Origin of the sequence: Legionella beliardensis, from assembly GCF_900452395.1 — a bacterium.
GTDB classification, from domain to species: domain Bacteria; phylum Pseudomonadota; class Gammaproteobacteria; order Legionellales; family Legionellaceae; genus Legionella_C; species Legionella_C beliardensis.
This window is the reverse complement of the sequence record NZ_UGNV01000001.1, coordinates 2061040-2076751: the sequence shown is the minus strand read 5'-3', so window position 1 is coordinate 2076751 and position 15712 is coordinate 2061040. Positions and strand designations below refer to the sequence as shown.

The following is a 15712-nucleotide window of genomic DNA, read 5'->3' as shown; positions in this document are numbered from 1 at the left end:
AAGCTTGTGGCTTTGCTTATTAAGCATGGTGCTGATAAAGGCAGGCGCTGGTGTCAACTTTATAAACCATCAACAAAACACACCATTGACTTACGCTCAGAAATTTTTTCCAGCCTTTGTCGAGGTGTTAATAAATTTAGGTGCAAAATACCCCCAAACAACTGGACATCAGGTTATAGAGAGTACTGTTATTAAAAAACCAAAGATAGGGATAACTTATCACTTAAAAAACCCAAAAAGTGTTGGTGGCGAAATCACTATTTCTCTATATGGCGATAATGTAGAAACTATGTCTAGCATCGATTTAGCATCCGGGGTATTCACTAAAGATTCTAATAAGGAGAAGATTTTTAATATTCTTGACTTCAATGCTTTCTCATTTATCTCAAAGGAATTACTGCCAGCAGATTATAAAAAAGAAAATTTATCACCTATCCTGCTGTGGAATAGTACGCTCTATCCTAATAGGCTAATCAAACCGGCACAGCTAACAATGTACCTAAATAAAAGCAGCTTAAGAGGTCTTGCTTTAGGTGGTGTAGTTAAAGGTTATCAATTTATTCCACAAAATAGCTATCTGCAAAAAAATCTTCAAACTTCAGTAAGCAATATTCCTCTATTTACAGGTGAATATCCCATCCTTTTACCTGAGAATAGACCAAATGTTAGTACTCTAGAAAAGATTTATCAGGATTTTATTCATTATAATGAAGACGAAAAATTAAAGATTCAATATCAAGCTTCTCAAGGTTATTGTCATATTAGAGCCCATTTTGCCAGTATATTATTAAGTTGGTATGGCATAGAATCTGTAAAGGTATACAAAACTTGGAATTTTGAACAATGGAAACCTTATTATGATAAAGACGCGTGGGGATTTCATTGTGCTACCATGGTTATTGATGACCAAAATCATGCTTATATCTGGGATCCATGGGTAGGGCTTAATAAGCACCTATTAACACTCAAACAATGGACGTCTTATTCTAATGAGCCTACCCCAATGAAATTAATTATTACCAATCGTGGGGTAGTGGGTGACTTTAATGGAAGAAATATTAGTGGCATAAATTTTATGATAAATCATAACGGTGAATACATTAACCCCTTGCAGGCCATGATGTGCTATGCACTACCTAATAGACCCCAACCCCCTTTATTTAAATTATCTGGAAAAGACAAGTATCTATTCTTTAAAGCTCATAAAGTGAAAGATAAGGAACAAGCTACTCAAGGTTTAAGATTAACTAATAATTGATATTTAATTTTTAAAGCGAAAATCTAGAAAACTAAGTTTAAGTCATCAAAATAATGTATTTACTTAGTATATAATCATCATTTATAATACATTGTGTTTATTATTTGTTAAATATATATGTCTAAAACTCTAAATGTTATCTGGTTTTCAAATGATGGAAGTATTCCTAATAGCGCCTTAGATAATTTGGCTTACTGGTCAAGCCTATTAAATAATTCTGACTGTAAGATTTTACTTTGGACTGATAGTTCAAAATTAAATAAAGAAAAAACAGAAAGATTAAATAAAAATATTAAAATCCATGGTATTGATGAACTTCATAATCATAGGATGTATGGAATAATTAAACAATTTGTTCAACAAGGTCACTCTGGAGACTATGCATCTTATGCAGTAGCATCAGATATTTTAAGAATTGTTTTATTAGAAATAGCGCCAAAAAAAGATGTATTTATTTATGCTGATTGCAATGATATTAAATTTAACAATTTATCTGATGATTTACTCCATTTAGAAGAGAGGCTTGCAAAAACAACGTGGGGTATGGTCTTTCCAATAGTTCCATTAATTAATAATGATGTGATAGCCGCATGTAAAATGTACGATCGTGAAGATTTATTCTTTACGCCGTTCTTTGAGTGTTTTTATGCTAGAGTTAATGAGAATTATCCTAAGTATCGAAGACCAGCCAATGTGGCTGAGGCAAATAAGAATGTATTTCCAATAGGGAATATATTGGGGCTATTTGATAAGAAGAATAAAGAAATTTATTTAAACAAAGTGAATCTAGCGAGCCCAATAGACCAAATAAACATCCAGTTGTTTCTCCAACACGAACATTGTGAGGGCGTCGGCTTAAAATGGCATAGGAATTTATCTGTAACAGTACCAAATAGCTCTCACGCTGGAATATTTTCTTGGCATACACCTATTGTTTATAAAAATGGTCCTGTTGAGCTTCTTTCTGAGGGACGTTATGCTCAAAGTAAAGAAGGAAAACGTTATATACGAGAGAGCAACCAATCAGGCGTTTTGAATTATTATAAAATAGTAAATAATTTTAAGCGTGAAATGGAAGATTACGAAATTCAAGAATTTGCCCAAGCAATTAGTGAATTCGATGAACATTGTTTGCAAGAGAAGAACCCTAGTCTCATTTAGGTCAGTTAAGGAATAGTTACGTTGACAAAAGAAAGGGATTTGGAACAAGAAGAACGCCGTGCTAAACGTGCACTTCGTAGACAAAAACAACGTGAAGCTAATGTTGGCCGGGCGCAAAAAATGCATAATGCGCGTATGGCAGCAGCTGATTTGAGCTATCCTACCCCGAACCTGCCCGCCATTAATGTTGGGTGTTCAGGTTGGTTTTATTGGCATTGGCGAGGTCAATTTTATCCTACAGATATGCCTACCACGAACTGGTTTAGCCACTACAGCAAGAATTTTAAGACAGTAGAATTAAATGCGCCTTTTTATTCTTGGCCAACACTTGCTAATGTAGCTACCTGGCAACGTCAAATAGGTCGCAAAAAATTTATTTATACTGTCAAAGTCTGTGAATTAATTACCCATATAAAAGGTTTTATTGACACAGAAACATTAGTGCAAGACTTCAGCTACATTGCTGATTTGCTGCAATCACACATGGGTTGTTTCCTTTATCAATTACCTCCGAGCTTTCACTATACACCGGAGCGATTGCGTAATATTGTCATGCAATTAGACTCAAAACGACGCAATGTTGTTGAATTTCGGCATGCCAGCTGGTGGAATGAAGAGGTTTATGCTGCTTTCCGACAAGCGGGTATCATTTTCTGTTCATGCAGTGGGCCTCAATTACCTGAGGAGTTAATTTCAACAACCGATGAGGTTTATATCCGTTTTCATGGTCGAGAAAAGTGGTACTGGTATGATTACAGCGATGATGAACTTATGGCTTGGGCAGAGAAAATCGCTCTAAGTAATGCTAAACGGATTTGGGCTTATTTTAATAATGACCGCGAGGGCCATGCCATCAATAACGCAAAAAATTTTATTAAAATTCTTAAGAAGTTACAAAAAAATTCATAGAGGTAGGATGTAACTCAAATGCAGCGCAATAGGATTAGTTTATAAATTTTTATTAGGCCTAACTTAAAAGTGCACTTAGTTAGGTGTACTATTTAAAATAAAACGAGTTAGTTGTGATTACCGAGGTTCTAATAACAAAGCAAGCTCTTAAAGATTTAAAACGTAAGCCTAAACATTTACAAGAAAAATTTTGAGCATGGCGAGTAGCTATTAATAAAATAGGGGCTTATGGAAACAAGAAAGAGTCCTGGTTGGCATGATGAACCATTAAAAGGAGAGCGTGCAGGTCAACGTTCAATCCGGCTAAATAAACAAGGGTGCAATTTATATTCTTAAGAAAGATGGCACAATCGAATTTATTGAGGTAATGGAGGTAACACCACATGACTACTAGAAACCCCCAAGCTGTTGATGCACTTGCGGCAACAAAAGATATATGGGACACCATGACCTTTGGCGGACTTATACGCTCTTTACGTTTAAGCGATGAAATTACTCAAGTAGAGTTAGCTAAAAAAATTAGTGTTTCAAAACAATTTCTAAGCGATGTTGAGCGCAATAGAAAAGATATTGGAATTAGCTTTGCTAAGAAAGTTTCTGATGCTTGAGGTTATTCAATTGAAGCTTTATTGGAATTACTAATTCAGGATCAATTAAGAAGTCAGCATTTAAATTATATTGTAGAGTTGAGAAAGGCATGTTAACTACCTGGGAACGTGGCTTAATAAAAATACCAATGACGAAGAAAGAACGATTGCATTAGCTTGCTAAATCCGCGAATAGTGTAGTACTTTTCTCTTAACTCTCTTTATGAATTGAGCTTGTATATTCCAATAGTTAGTAATAGCCAGCCAATAATAAAGCAAGCTCCTCCAAATGGCGTAACTAGTCCAATTGATTTTACTTGTATCAAACTCATTAAATATAAGCTTCCTGAAAAGAGCAGAATCCCAATAATAAACAACCACCCTGATATTTGCAGGGCTCTTATATTAAATTGCCAAAGAATTATTCCAACAAACAATAAAGCAAAACTATGGATAAACTGATAAAAAATACCTGTTTGAAAAATTTGCATTTGGTAGTCGCTAAATTGTGTCTTTAAAGCATGGGCTGCAAAAGCACCTAAAATTGTGGCCGTCATTGCAGAAAATGAACCTATTAACATAAAAAATTTAAACACTCTCAATTGAGAAGTAGAATGAGACATTTGTTATCCTTAAACAAGGTGACGTGTAAAATATCAACTGATTAACATCAAAGAATCAATAGCACTAAGCAATTTATACATATATTAGTCATGTTTTTGTTTATTGTTTTATTCGTTATGTTGAAAAATTTAAATAAGCTTAAAATATAATTAGCCAAAAGTTTTAATGATTGCTCTGTTAGACATCCTTTCTAAACATTCGATAAATAGAAATCATAATTACCAACTAACTTATTACTTTCATTTGATTAAATAATATATTCTTAGTATTGAAAAAATCCATATGATCATATAGCGTTCTTTTACCTTAAATAAAAATGGTGGATACTATTATGTCAAACTATTTCGATCCTATTATGCAACAAGATATTGATTTGGATGAAAATACTTTAGCTTACTTAGTTAAACTAAGTGATGAAAAATTTAGTATTAAAGCCATTTCATCAGGGCTGGATAAATTACCTAGCGATCCAACTACGCATGCCACAGCCTATTGGCCTATTAATATAAAGTCGTTGCTTGATCAGACAGATAATGATGTTCTTTTTCAAGAGGGTAAATTAACTACTCAATCAATAACCAAAGAGCAAGTGATAACACTTTTTGGATTTGATCCTGATAAAATATCTCCCGTACAATTTAATCCTTCTATTAAGGAAGAATTGGTTGATAATTGGGCAAATGAAGTAGTGCGAGATGAATTTTCTCATGCATCTCAAAATATTCATTTATTTTTTAGGCCCATTTCTGTGCAACAACATTCTGGAAATAATCAAGTTCAGCAAGAAGATGAAGGACTTGTGTCCAATTTCTCTTTTATGATTTCAATACCGCTTGCCATTATGTCTTCTCCTAATCCACAAGAGCAAATAGCAGAAATAACATCAACAATGTTTAGGGCATTTTTTGCTCATTTGGAAAATGAAGCTAGGTTAGCAAATGAATCTGATATGCAGTCAACCCAAGAAACGCCGAGACCTAGCTAATAAATAAGCTATAAAATCTAACAGAGCGTGAGCAAGTATAGGTCGGGCGCTTCGCCCGACATCTCATTTTTCTCCAAACTCAAGCGAATGGGAGTGTTCTTCATAAGTCTAATAAGGATGAATAAGACCTTTTCAAATAAATCGATGAATGCTTGAAAAGGGCCAATCGGTTAGATAAGTAACATAACTATGCTACACCGGAAAGAAGTGTCGGGCGAAGCGCCCGACCTACACTTGCTTATTAGATTTATATGATGAATTTTATAATCTTATTTAAGTTTGGGTTTCGAAGCTTATAGCCTTAGCTACACGGTATAAGAGTTATCTCGCTGATAATTTATTTCATAGCCATGCTCAACTGCGTAATTGATAATTTCCTTTTTTAAGGCTGGCAAGTGATAAATAAAATCAATGTCGCTATTAACATAACTACCAAAAAACAATACTGTTTTGATTACCGCCTGAATCGCCACAGATTCTTTTTCTCTACTAGGATGAAAGTTATCAATAAGTGGAAGCATGTCAGAAAATGTGTTGGCCTCTTTTATTGCCTGAATAAAATTCTGGTTACGACTAGATGCTCCTACTGCTAATGAATCTTTTTGCATGGTTTTTAAAGTTTCTGAGTTTCTGCAAAATATGCTAATGGCATTTTTCTCAGAAAGTGCGGCAAACCCTTCCACTACAACCTCAAAGAAACTGCTGTCTCTCTTCATTTTAACTCCTTGAATTACCCTTATAAAAATTCAGCGACTTTATAATAAGCAAAGAAGCATTACAATACGCACTTTGCTTTTCTATAAACTTGTTATGAAGATGAGTTGCCTTATTATCAAGGCGTGCCTAATAAATGCTGTTTAAGTAGCTTATTCACTTCTTCGGGATTTGCCTTTCCTTTAGTTTGTTTCATTATTTGGCCAACAAAAAACGCTAGGATTTTTTCTTTACCACTACGATAATCTTCTGCTTGCTGCGGGTATTGCTGGGTTAATTCTTTAATTAATTGCTCAATATGGGTTTGATCACTTAGTTGGTTATAGCCTTCACGCGCTATAATGTCTTGAATAGTATGTTCACCCGCTAAAAGCTTACTAAAAATTTGTTTAGCAATCGCGTTTGAAATAGTTTTGTCTTTAATAAGGGTTAATAGTTCGCCTAATAATTGTGCTGAAATAGGTGGGTTTTCAAATGTTGTATTGCTTTCATTTAAAGCCGCAGTATAGGTAGTTTTTAACCAATTGCTAATGGTTTTACCATCTGCTTGACTGTGTTTTTTTACCGCGCAGAAAAAATGATAAGTGCTAGGGCTTGATAGTAAAAATTGAATGTCTTCTGTTGAATAGATAGCTTCTACAAGGAGTGATTCTTTGATTTCTTCAGGTAAGGGCGGCAGCTGGCTTTTAACTGTTTTAATCTCTTCTGCGCTAATTGCAATAGGCAGTAAATCTGGATCAGGAAAATAGCGATAGTCAAATTCATTTTCTTTGCTGCGTAGCGCGCGTGTTGTTTCCGTAATATGGCAAAAGGCGCGGGTTTCTTGTAAAAGGGGTTGCCCTGTTTCTAAAAGCTCTTGTTGGCGGTGTTGCTCAAAGGCAATGGCTTTTTCAATAAACCGAAATGAATTTAGATTTTTTAATTCTGTACGTACGCCTAATTTATCTGAACCCGCAGGCTTAATGGAAATATTAACATCACAACGAAACGAGCCTTCTTGCATGTTACCATCACAAATATCTAGGAAACGAACTAATTGGTGCAGGGTTTTTAAATAACTAATTGCCTCGTGAGCTGAGTAAATACAAGGTGTTGTTACGATTTCAAGCAAAGGCGTGCCAGCGCGATTTAAATCAATTCCGGTAAAGTCTTGATGCAATTCGTGGAGTGATTTTCCTGCATCTTCTTCTAAATGAGCTCTTGCAATCGTGATGGTTTTATAATCTTCTGGGCCAACTTCAATGGTTAATTGCCCATCGCTAATGATAGGCTTTTGAAATTGGCTAATTTGATACCCTTTAGGTAAATCAGGATAGAAATAATTTTTGCGTTCGAAATAGGATAAATCATTAATAGTGGCTTTTATTGCCAAACCAAATTGAATCGCCATAAGGACCGCTTGTTTATTTAACACGGGCAAAACACCAGGCAAGCCTGCATCAATTAATGATGTTTGTGAGTTAGGGGTTGCACCAAATGTGGTCGAGGCACCTGAAAATAATTTGGATTTAGTTTTTAATTGTGCGTGCACTTCAAGGCCAATTACTGTATCCCATGTCATAACTTATATTCCAGTTGGTTTAGCTAAATGCCAATGAGTCATTTGTTGATATTGATGCGCTACATTAAGTAGCAAGGCTTCACTAAAATGTTTTCCCATTAATTGCATACCAATAGGCAAGTTTGCTTTAAAGCCTACAGGGATGGAAAGTGCTGGGAGGCCGGCGAGATTAGCAGCGACGGTAAACACATCTGCTAAATAATTTTGTATCGGATCGGCGGCTGAGTGGCCTAACTTAAATGCACAAGTTGGAGTAGTTGGCCCTAAAATGACATCGACTTGTTCTAACGTGCTTAACAATTCTTGTTGAATGAGTCTTCTAGTTTTAAGTGCTTGTAGGTAATAAGCATCATAATAGCCTGAAGAAAGCACGTAAGTTCCAGTAAGAATTCGACGTTTTACTTCAGTGCCAAATCCTTCAGTGCGAGACTGAGTGATTAGCTCTTGTAATGTTGCCGCTTTAGTACTGCGATGCCCAAAACGAAGTCCATCATAACGAGCTAAGTTGGCAGAAGCCTCAGCACAAGCAATTACGTAATAACATGGAACCCACTGTGGTTGTAAGGATAATTCTAGCGGAATAATAATAGCGCCTGCTTGCTCTAAGAGTTTAATCGCTTTTTGTAGGGCATCTTGAATAGCCGTATCCATTTCATTTTGCAAAAAACAAGCAGGTAAGCCAATTTTTAAATTCTTTAATGAATTAGTTAAGGTCGCTGTGTAATTAGGTATGGGCTTATCTATGGATGTGGAGTCGTTGCTATCAAAGCCTGCCATAATTTGCAAAATTAAGGCTAAATCTTCGGCAGAGCGCGCCATGGGGCCTGCTTGATCGAGGCTTGAAGCAAAAGCAACCATGCCAAATCGTGAGGCTAAGCCATACGTTGGTTTTATGCCAGAAATACCACAAAAAGCAGCCGGTTGCCTAATCGAACCGCCCGTATCTGAGCCGGTGGCAAAAGGAATTAAACTGGCCGCAACCGCAGCCGCCGAGCCGCCTGAAGAACCACCGGGTACACAATCGATATCCCATGGATTTTTAACAGGGCCAAAGTAGCTGTTTTCATTACTCGAACCCATAGCAAACTCATCCATATTGGTTTTGCCTAAGGTAATGGCACCTGCTTGTTGCAGGCGATTTACAATGGTTGCTTGATAGGGTGATTGGAAATTAGCTAGCATTTTAGAGCCACAGGTCGTGGGTAGCTGATGGGTACAAAAGATATCTTTATGAGCAATAGGAATGCCAGTTAATTGCTTCGCATGCCCCGCCTGTATTAATTGATCCGCTTCTTTGGCTTGGATTAGAGCATAGTCTTCATTTAATGAAATAAAAGCATTTAATTCTTTATGAGCCTGAATGCGTTTAATATAGTGATTAATTAATTCGACGCTGGATATTTTTTTATTTTTTAAGGCATCAACGATTGATTGCAGCGAATCTAGCATATTATTGTCCTGTATCAACATCAACAAATTTAGGCACCAAATACAAATCATTTTCAAACTGCGGTGCAATGCTTGCTAATTCATCAATACAATTTTGCTCAGTGATTTCATCATCACGCAAGCGTTGTTTTAAATTTAGGGGATGAAACAGCGGGTGTACTTCGGCTGTATCTAAGCCTTGTAGTTGTTGAACAAAATCAATAATTGCATTAACTTCTAAAGCAAGCTTTTCCATTTCCTCAGTTTCGGGTTCAAGATAAGCTAAACGAGCTATCTTATGTAGGTCATTTTTAGAAATGGTCATCAAGCCTCCTGGTAAAAGCAAAAAGTATCACTTAAAATTTAGGAAGCTTGCTTTCTTTATTTGCAAGAAGTTCAGTTTACTTGGTTAACGAAACTAAATATAAAGCAGTTCCTAAGAGGTATATTATAGTGTTAATGCAAAATAAAACGCTAGGTGGTATTCACATTGAATGTGAAGAGCAGCCTTTGGCCTACGATAAAGCGATTGAACCATTATTAGAAAAATTAGACTCACAACGTGGCGCTTTATTTGCTTCTAGTTTCGAATACCCGGGACGTTATACTTGCTGGGATATTGGTTTTGTTAATCCACCGCTGGTAATTAGCTTGGTTGGGGCGCAAATCTGCTTACAAGCTCTAAATCAACGGGGTGAAGAGTTATTGGCTATTGTGCATAAGCAATTAGAGCAAACTGCAACGATTATCATTAGCTCTTATACCCCATATGCCTGTTATTTAGAAGTTAAATCCACCCAAGAAGTCTTTAGTGAGGAAGAGCGTAGCTTACAGCCTTCAGTATTTACCGTCATTCGTGAATTGCTAACCTTTTTTAAATTGCCCAATGATCCTTACTTAGGCTTGTATGGTGCTTTTGGCTATGATTTGATTTTTCAATTTGAATCTTTAGAAAGATGCAAAGAGCGCGCTGCTGATCAGCGTGATATGGTGCTTTATTTACCCGATGAAATTTATGTGGTGAATCATCGTAAAGAAGAAGCATTTGTTAGGCGCTATAATTTTCAATTTCAAGGTAAATCGACCCACTCATTGCCTCGTGAGGGTCAATATAAACCTTATGAATTTAAATATAAACCAACCGCGCTAGGCGATCACGAGCCTGGAGAATATGCAAAAATCGTTGAGACAGCCAAAGAGCGTTTTGCCTGTGGTGATTTGTTTGAAGTCGTACCAAGCCAAACTTTTTATGCTGCTTGCCATGAAAAACCTTCCGCGATTTTTAACCGCATGCGCAAAACCAATCCTTCTCCCTACGGTTTTTTTATTAATTTAGGTGAGGATGAATACTTAGTAGGCGCATCTCCCGAAATGTATGTGCGGGTACAAGGCCGCCGTGTAGAAACTTGTCCCATTTCAGGAACAATTAAACGCGGACAAGATGCCATTGAAGATGCTAAAAATATTCAGCTGCTTTTAGAATCGGAAAAAGAGTGCTCTGAGTTGACCATGTGTACTGATGTTGATCGCAATGACAAGTCAAGAATTTGTGAAGCAGGAAGTGTTAACGTGGTAGGGCGGCGCCAAATTGAAATGTACTCACGTTTAATTCATACCGTTGATCACGTCGAAGGCATACTGCGTGAAGGCTTTGATGCAATTGATGCTTTTCTAACCCATATGTGGGTCGTCACTGTGACTGGTGCTCCTAAATTGTGGGCCATGAATTTTATTGAAAAATATGAAAAATCACCGCGTCGTTGGTATGCTGGCGCAGTAGGTTGGTTTGGCTTTGATGGCAATCTTAATACGGGATTAGTGTTAAGAACCATGCGTATTAAAGAAGGCATTGCTGAAATTCGGGTTGGTGCAACCTTGCTGTATGATTCTATTCCTGAGGCGGAAGAAGAAGAAACGCGTCTTAAAGCCTCTGCTTTTTTAGATTTATTAACTAAGCCTAAGAAAAAAGAAGAAGTCATGTTAACTGATAAGCCAGGACTTAATAAAAAAGTATTACTGGTTGATCATCAAGATTCATTTGTACATACACTGGGTAATTACTTAAGGCAAACTGGGGCAGAAGTGCAAACGATTCGCAGCCTTCACGCTGTCTCTTATCTAAAAAATAATCATTATGATCTTGTCGTTCTTTCGCCAGGCCCTGGCAAGCCTGCTGATTTTAAGTTAGCTGAAACCATTGCAGCTGCTATTGAGCGCAAGATACCTCTATTTGGAGTGTGTTTAGGGTTACAAGGGATTGTTGAATATTTTGGCGGCCAACTGGCTATTTTGCCTTACCCAATGCATGGTAAAGCTTCTGAGATTAAGGTAACCGATAATACCGGTTTATTAGCAGAATTAGGCCCATCGTTTACTGCAGGTCGTTATCATTCGCTTTATGCGTGTAAAGATAGTTTTCCGCAAGAATTAAATATCATCGCCTCTAGTCAAGATGACGTAATTATGGGAATATCTCATCAAACATTGCCAATTTATGCCGTACAGTTTCACCCAGAAACAATTTTATCTTTACCTAAGCAAGCAGGAATGCGCATAATAAATAATTTAATGAAGATAATAGAAAATGGCCAATAAGATCCTGATTATTTATGCTATTTCAATTCTACTAGGAATTTTAGTTGGTATAGTAGGGTCTGTTTTTCAACTAGCTATTGAAGGTGCTAATTATTTATTAGCCCATATCATTCATTATGCCAGTGCTTTTCATATTCCACCCCAGCTTACTTCAGCTCTGTTATCGATGACTTTGGTTGTATTAGCGTTATTTCTAGTTAAGCGTTTTGCGCCAGAGGCAGGAGGTAGTGGTATTCAAGAGATCGAAGGTGCGCTATTACACGAGCGGCCAATCTATTGGCGGCGTTTATTACCTGTGAAATTTATTGGTGGGGTATTTGCGATTAGTTCTAGGCTATTAGTTGGTCGTGAAGGGCCAACGATTCAGATGGGTGGTAATTTAGGTGATATGTTAGGTGATCTGATGCATATCAAACAAGATAAGCGCGACACACTCGTTGCTGCAGGAGCGGCAGCTGGTTTAGCCACGGCCTTTAATGCGCCCTTAGCGGGTGTGTTATTTGTTCTAGAAGAAATGCGCAATCAATTTAATTTCAGCTTTACTAATTTTAAAATGGTTGCTATCTGCTGTGTAGCGGCTACCATCACATTGCGTTTTATTTTAGGCTCAGACCCTGCTATCCCTATGGATGTTTTTTCTACACCTAGTTTGGCTTCTTTAGGGTTTTTCTTTTTATTAGGCATCATTGTTGGGTTTGTAGGTTTACTATTTAATAAGGTGTTGATGTTTAGTTTATCTTTAGTTGATAATTTAAAAACGTCTGCGCACTTTATTTATGCCGCTGTTATTGGTGCGCTCGTTGGTTTTTTAGCAGTTTCGCACCTGCCTTTAGTTGGCGGGGGTTATGTCATTATTGAACAATCACTACATATATTTCCCACCTTTCCAGTTTTAATCAGTTTAATCATTTGGCGTTTCATGGGCACCATGGTTTCCTATATGACTGGTGTTCCAGGTGGTGTATTTGCGCCGTTATTAGCCTTAGGAACGTTACTAGGGCTCGCTTGCTTTGAGCTTTTTATTAGGCTTGCTCCCGATTTGGGTATTCATCCAGGAATGTTTGCAGTGGCTGGCATGGGTGCTTTATTTTCAGCCGCGGTCAGAGCGCCAATAACTGGCATTGTTTTAATCGTAGAAATGACCCAAAATTATTTGTTAATTTTACCTTTAATGGTTGCTTGTCTTACCGCAACTACCATTGTGCAGCTAGCCAATAACCCGCCCATTTACACGCAATTACTCGAGCGAACGTTAAGAAAACAGCAAGAAATGGCAGCGCCTTAAGTTTATTATTTAATGTATATTGGCTATCAGGTTTACAAGTAATTATATTTGGAAATCCTATAGCAGCATTTAAGCAGGCCCCCTTTAATCATTAATCATTCACAGCAAATTAAAACGCCATCTAAGAGTTAGTTTTCGCCTCCAAAATTTGTTTTTTACTGTTCATTACTCCATTCTTGTGGTTATAGTCCAATTAAACCGATTATATGGCGTAATGTTTAATTAATAATATAAATATATAAATTGGTGATTTAAAGTTGAATTGACGTGAAAGAAACATTTGAGCACACGGCCCTCGAAAAGCGTGATCGTATTAAAGTACAAAAGATAAAAACGGTACAGCACGGCTCTGCTAAAAAAATCACGATGCCATATCTAGATTGGCATATAGGCCCTCAACATCTAGATTTCAAGGAAAATAACCCTAGCTATAGTCGAGTGAATCGACCTTGTAAAACCTTAAGCATTGGTAATAAAGATTATTTACTTTATGCAGTATTAGGCGAAGGTAGTTTTGGTACAGTACATTTGGCACAAGACTGAGATACAGGCGAATGGCTTGCAATCAAGCAACCGAAAAAAAATGTAAAAATTAAGAAAGAGAAAATTGAAGAAGAAGCTCAATACCTTGAAAAGAAAGATAATTTAGTTTTCTATGATGAAAATACGCACAGTATAGGGATGAAATTATTAGACACACATGAATTATTTGATGCCATTTTTGAGGCTAGTCAAGCGTTTTCAATTTTAGATAAACTTATTATTGCTAAAAATGCCTTAGAAGCAATAGCACATCTACACCATGATGCTAGGCATATGGTTAAGCACGAGGAAGAAGAACGACAACTAGCTATTGCAAAAAAGATTTTAGGAGATCCGCAAAAAGTAAAGGAGCATGCAGATGCTCACGAGACAATTCAAGCTATCCTAGCAGCTAGAAGTCAGAAGCAGGGTATTCTCCATCGGAATATAAAACTCGAAAACCTGTATGTAAATGCGGCAACGCTTGCCGTAAAGCGCTGTGATTATGGGTTAGCAGCGAAGTTACCTTCCAGGGTGACTAAACCAAGCCTTAATTTAACCCTCGAAGAGGCGAAGACTCTATTAATCCAAGGTAAAGAATATTTACTTGATACGATTCTAAGTGAAGATAATTTCGGCTGTGTCTATTTAGCTCGAGATCAAGAGACAGGTGCATGGCTTGCAATCAGTAGGCCTTTAGAAAAGATAAGCAATAAGTTTATGGATACTGAAGCTATAATTCAAGAACTTATGGATGAGAACCAAATCTTAAGTCAAAAACCTAAAAAGAATAGGGACGATCGTAAGCAGATTAGAGAGAATGAGAAAATAATTCAAAAAATTTCAATAAATCAACGCCTTATAGCGAATAAAATTACAGATATTCAAGCCAAAGAAGTTAGGCAGCTTGATGAAAAAGCAAGAGAAATCAAAAAGACTATGAAACGTTATTAGAGATAGCTACCCCTGTAATTGAAGCACTCGAAGTTGAGAAGAATAACCTAGAGGACAAGCCACTCCGGGTACAATTTGAAGAAGCTATTAGCTTATTAGGGCAAAGCGATCAACCTATAAAAAAATTACTGGCAAAAGAGCCTATTTTATGTGTAGCTTTGCAAAAATATGTGAACGATGAGCGACTTCCTGACATTATTGAGCATTGGTATGAGGAACATATTGTGGAGGAGCGTGAGGAAAGTAATGAATCTGAAGATTATAGAAGCTCTCGTATGTCCTCATACTATGTTAATAAGTAGTAAAAAATTGTATAAACATTCATTCCTAATCACTGAGTAGCTTACAAAGCAATTATCAACAGTGCATAGCGCTATTTTATAGGCTTTTTCCTATGGTAATATGAAAGTCTATTTTGTAGCCCTTAAAATTAAGATAGTCTTTAAAATGATAGCGTCTTCGTAATTCTAGTAATTCAGCAGATTTGACAAGTAAAACATAATAAATCTTATGCTCAAATTGAGCACTTACAAGCTCTTGAATACTAAATTGATAAGTATTTCCTAATTCTTGTACACTTACACTGTGGAGTTCTTCAGGATAAATCACACTAATATGAGCGCCAATCCCATCTTGATTAAAATAATTAGGAAGGACGACTTGCGGTAAGCCTAATAAAGGGTAAAGGTGGTGAATATAATTATTATCTATATCGAGATAAACTAAGTTATTAGCTGAGATAGCAAGCTTTCCCTGCAAGGATAATTGAGCCGCAGTGCTCATCAGGCGAGGTGCTGTTAAATGCTTAATGATTGGTGTTTTCATAGATTACCTCTTTAATTCCACATCACTTATTTTCCTATCTGCGAAGATCCATTAGTCGGAAAATTTGCGCAGAATTCCTTAAACTTGTCATCTGCGTGGATAACTAAGCGATCAAAGCGACCTTGTAGCCTGGGTGAAACGAAGTGAAACCCGGGTTTAGGCCCTATGGGCCTGCGCCTAAGCTACGTTTATTTGTCTTAAATTAGCCATTTGATTTAGTACATTCGTTCGTCTTTGCGAGCGAAGCGAAGCAATCCAGCGCGGGTTTTGACAAACGCACTTGACTGGATTGCTTTACCTTTAC

16 protein-coding genes are annotated in these 15712 nt (G+C 36.9%); 10 read left to right on the top strand and 6 right to left on the bottom strand.

What is annotated here, in order from left to right; genetic code table 11:
- Positions 1 to 25: 25 nt before the first annotated feature.
- The 4 genes from DYE47_RS09170 (at position 26) to DYE47_RS09150 (ending at position 3936) form a co-directional block, all read left to right on the top strand.
- Positions 26 to 1258, top strand: coding sequence for a protein-glutamine glutaminase family protein (locus DYE47_RS09170; RefSeq protein WP_242604248.1), 1233 nt, complete (start codon positions 26 to 28; stop codon positions 1256 to 1258).
- Positions 1259 to 1375: 117 nt separating this feature from the next.
- Positions 1376 to 2419: a hypothetical protein gene (locus tag DYE47_RS09165; RefSeq protein WP_115302979.1), complete on the top strand. Its 1044-nt coding sequence runs from the start codon at positions 1376 to 1378 to the stop codon at positions 2417 to 2419.
- Positions 2420 to 2440: 21 nt separating this feature from the next.
- Positions 2441 to 3328, top strand: a complete 888-nt coding sequence (locus DYE47_RS09160; RefSeq protein WP_207385205.1) for a DUF72 domain-containing protein — start codon at positions 2441 to 2443, stop codon at positions 3326 to 3328.
- 383 nt (positions 3329 to 3711) lie between these two features.
- The gene (locus tag DYE47_RS09150; protein WP_242604247.1) at positions 3712 to 3936 is read left to right on the top strand and encodes a helix-turn-helix transcriptional regulator; all 225 of its coding nucleotides are present in this window, start codon (positions 3712 to 3714) and stop codon (positions 3934 to 3936) included.
- Between the two features lie 200 nt (positions 3937 to 4136).
- Here DYE47_RS09150 and DYE47_RS09145 read toward each other — a convergent pair whose 3' ends face one another.
- A complete protein-coding gene (locus tag DYE47_RS09145) occupies positions 4137 to 4538 on the bottom strand; it encodes a DUF423 domain-containing protein (protein ID WP_115302978.1) in 402 nt (133 codons plus the stop codon).
- Between the two features lie 332 nt (positions 4539 to 4870).
- Here DYE47_RS09145 and DYE47_RS09140 point away from each other — a divergent pair, with 332 nt between their 5' ends.
- Positions 4871 to 5524, top strand: a complete 654-nt coding sequence (locus DYE47_RS09140; RefSeq protein ID WP_115302977.1) for a hypothetical protein — start codon at positions 4871 to 4873, stop codon at positions 5522 to 5524.
- Between the two features lie 305 nt (positions 5525 to 5829).
- Here DYE47_RS09140 and DYE47_RS09135 read toward each other — a convergent pair whose 3' ends face one another.
- From DYE47_RS09135 to gatC, 4 genes are all read right to left on the bottom strand, one after another.
- Complete coding sequence (locus tag DYE47_RS09135) at positions 5830 to 6240, bottom strand: hypothetical protein (RefSeq protein ID WP_115302976.1); 411 nt, start codon at positions 6238 to 6240, stop codon at positions 5830 to 5832.
- 116 nt (positions 6241 to 6356) lie between these two features.
- The gene (gene gatB / locus DYE47_RS09130; protein ID WP_115302975.1) at positions 6357 to 7799 is read right to left on the bottom strand and encodes an Asp-tRNA(Asn)/Glu-tRNA(Gln) amidotransferase subunit GatB; all 1443 of its coding nucleotides are present in this window, start codon (positions 7797 to 7799) and stop codon (positions 6357 to 6359) included.
- A gap of 3 nt (positions 7800 to 7802) precedes the next feature.
- Positions 7803 to 9248 carry an Asp-tRNA(Asn)/Glu-tRNA(Gln) amidotransferase subunit GatA gene (gene gatA / locus DYE47_RS09125; protein WP_115302974.1) on the bottom strand — a complete coding sequence of 482 codons (1446 nt, stop codon included), beginning with the start codon at positions 9246 to 9248 and terminating at the stop codon, positions 7803 to 7805.
- Between the two features lies 1 nt (position 9249).
- Positions 9250 to 9552, bottom strand: coding sequence for an Asp-tRNA(Asn)/Glu-tRNA(Gln) amidotransferase subunit GatC (gene gatC / locus DYE47_RS09120; RefSeq protein WP_115302973.1), 303 nt, complete (start codon positions 9550 to 9552; stop codon positions 9250 to 9252).
- Between the two features lie 128 nt (positions 9553 to 9680).
- On the opposite strand from gatC, the gene DYE47_RS09115 reads away from it, so the two are divergent.
- The 5 genes from DYE47_RS09115 (at position 9681) to DYE47_RS16495 (ending at position 14885) form a co-directional block, all read left to right on the top strand.
- Positions 9681 to 11822 carry an anthranilate synthase component I gene (locus DYE47_RS09115; RefSeq protein ID WP_165482068.1) on the top strand — a complete coding sequence of 714 codons (2142 nt, stop codon included), beginning with the start codon at positions 9681 to 9683 and terminating at the stop codon, positions 11820 to 11822.
- Positions 11812 to 13107, top strand: a complete 1296-nt coding sequence (gene clcA / locus DYE47_RS09110) for a H(+)/Cl(-) exchange transporter ClcA (protein ID WP_115302972.1) — start codon at positions 11812 to 11814, stop codon at positions 13105 to 13107. Before DYE47_RS09115 ends, clcA begins: the two co-directional genes overlap by 11 nt.
- A 267-nt stretch (positions 13108 to 13374) precedes the next feature.
- Positions 13375 to 13650 (top strand): hypothetical protein, encoded by a 276-nt coding sequence (locus tag DYE47_RS09105; RefSeq protein ID WP_115302971.1) that lies wholly within the window; start codon positions 13375 to 13377, stop codon positions 13648 to 13650.
- Between the two features lie 138 nt (positions 13651 to 13788).
- Complete coding sequence (locus DYE47_RS09100) at positions 13789 to 14583, top strand: hypothetical protein (RefSeq protein ID WP_115302970.1); 795 nt, start codon at positions 13789 to 13791, stop codon at positions 14581 to 14583.
- Between the two features lie 170 nt (positions 14584 to 14753).
- On the top strand, positions 14754 to 14885 hold the full coding sequence (locus DYE47_RS16495; protein ID WP_278043868.1) for a hypothetical protein: 132 nt from the start codon (positions 14754 to 14756) through the stop codon (positions 14883 to 14885).
- Between the two features lie 76 nt (positions 14886 to 14961).
- Here DYE47_RS16495 and DYE47_RS09095 read toward each other — a convergent pair whose 3' ends face one another.
- Positions 14962 to 15408: a hypothetical protein gene (locus DYE47_RS09095; RefSeq protein WP_115302969.1), complete on the bottom strand. Its 447-nt coding sequence runs from the start codon at positions 15406 to 15408 to the stop codon at positions 14962 to 14964.
- Positions 15409 to 15712 lie beyond the last annotated feature (304 nt).

What these genes read in the sequence shown, in the direction of transcription:
- DYE47_RS09135 (WP_115302976.1), bottom strand. Translation starts at nt 6,240, where the DNA reads ATGAAGAGAGACAGCAGTTTCTTTGAGGTTGTAGTGGAAGGGTTTGCC.
- clcA (WP_115302972.1), top strand. Translation starts at nt 11,812, where the DNA reads ATGGCCAATAAGATCCTGATTATTTATGCTATTTCAATTCTACTAGGA.
- DYE47_RS09100 (WP_115302970.1), top strand. Translation starts at nt 13,789, where the DNA reads ATGAAATTATTAGACACACATGAATTATTTGATGCCATTTTTGAGGCT.
- DYE47_RS09095 (WP_115302969.1), bottom strand. Translation starts at nt 15,408, where the DNA reads ATGAAAACACCAATCATTAAGCATTTAACAGCACCTCGCCTGATGAGC.
- DYE47_RS09140 (WP_115302977.1), top strand. Translation starts at nt 4,871, where the DNA reads ATGTCAAACTATTTCGATCCTATTATGCAACAAGATATTGATTTGGAT.
- DYE47_RS09165 (WP_115302979.1), top strand. Translation starts at nt 1,376, where the DNA reads ATGTCTAAAACTCTAAATGTTATCTGGTTTTCAAATGATGGAAGTATT.
- DYE47_RS09170 (WP_242604248.1), top strand. Translation starts at nt 26, where the DNA reads ATGGTGCTGATAAAGGCAGGCGCTGGTGTCAACTTTATAAACCATCAA.
- gatA (WP_115302974.1), bottom strand. Translation starts at nt 9,248, where the DNA reads ATGCTAGATTCGCTGCAATCAATCGTTGATGCCTTAAAAAATAAAAAA.
- gatB (WP_115302975.1), bottom strand. Translation starts at nt 7,799, where the DNA reads ATGACATGGGATACAGTAATTGGCCTTGAAGTGCACGCACAATTAAAA.
- DYE47_RS09150 (WP_242604247.1), top strand. Translation starts at nt 3,712, where the DNA reads ATGACTACTAGAAACCCCCAAGCTGTTGATGCACTTGCGGCAACAAAA.
- gatC (WP_115302973.1), bottom strand. Translation starts at nt 9,552, where the DNA reads ATGACCATTTCTAAAAATGACCTACATAAGATAGCTCGTTTAGCTTAT.
- DYE47_RS09145 (WP_115302978.1), bottom strand. Translation starts at nt 4,538, where the DNA reads ATGTCTCATTCTACTTCTCAATTGAGAGTGTTTAAATTTTTTATGTTA.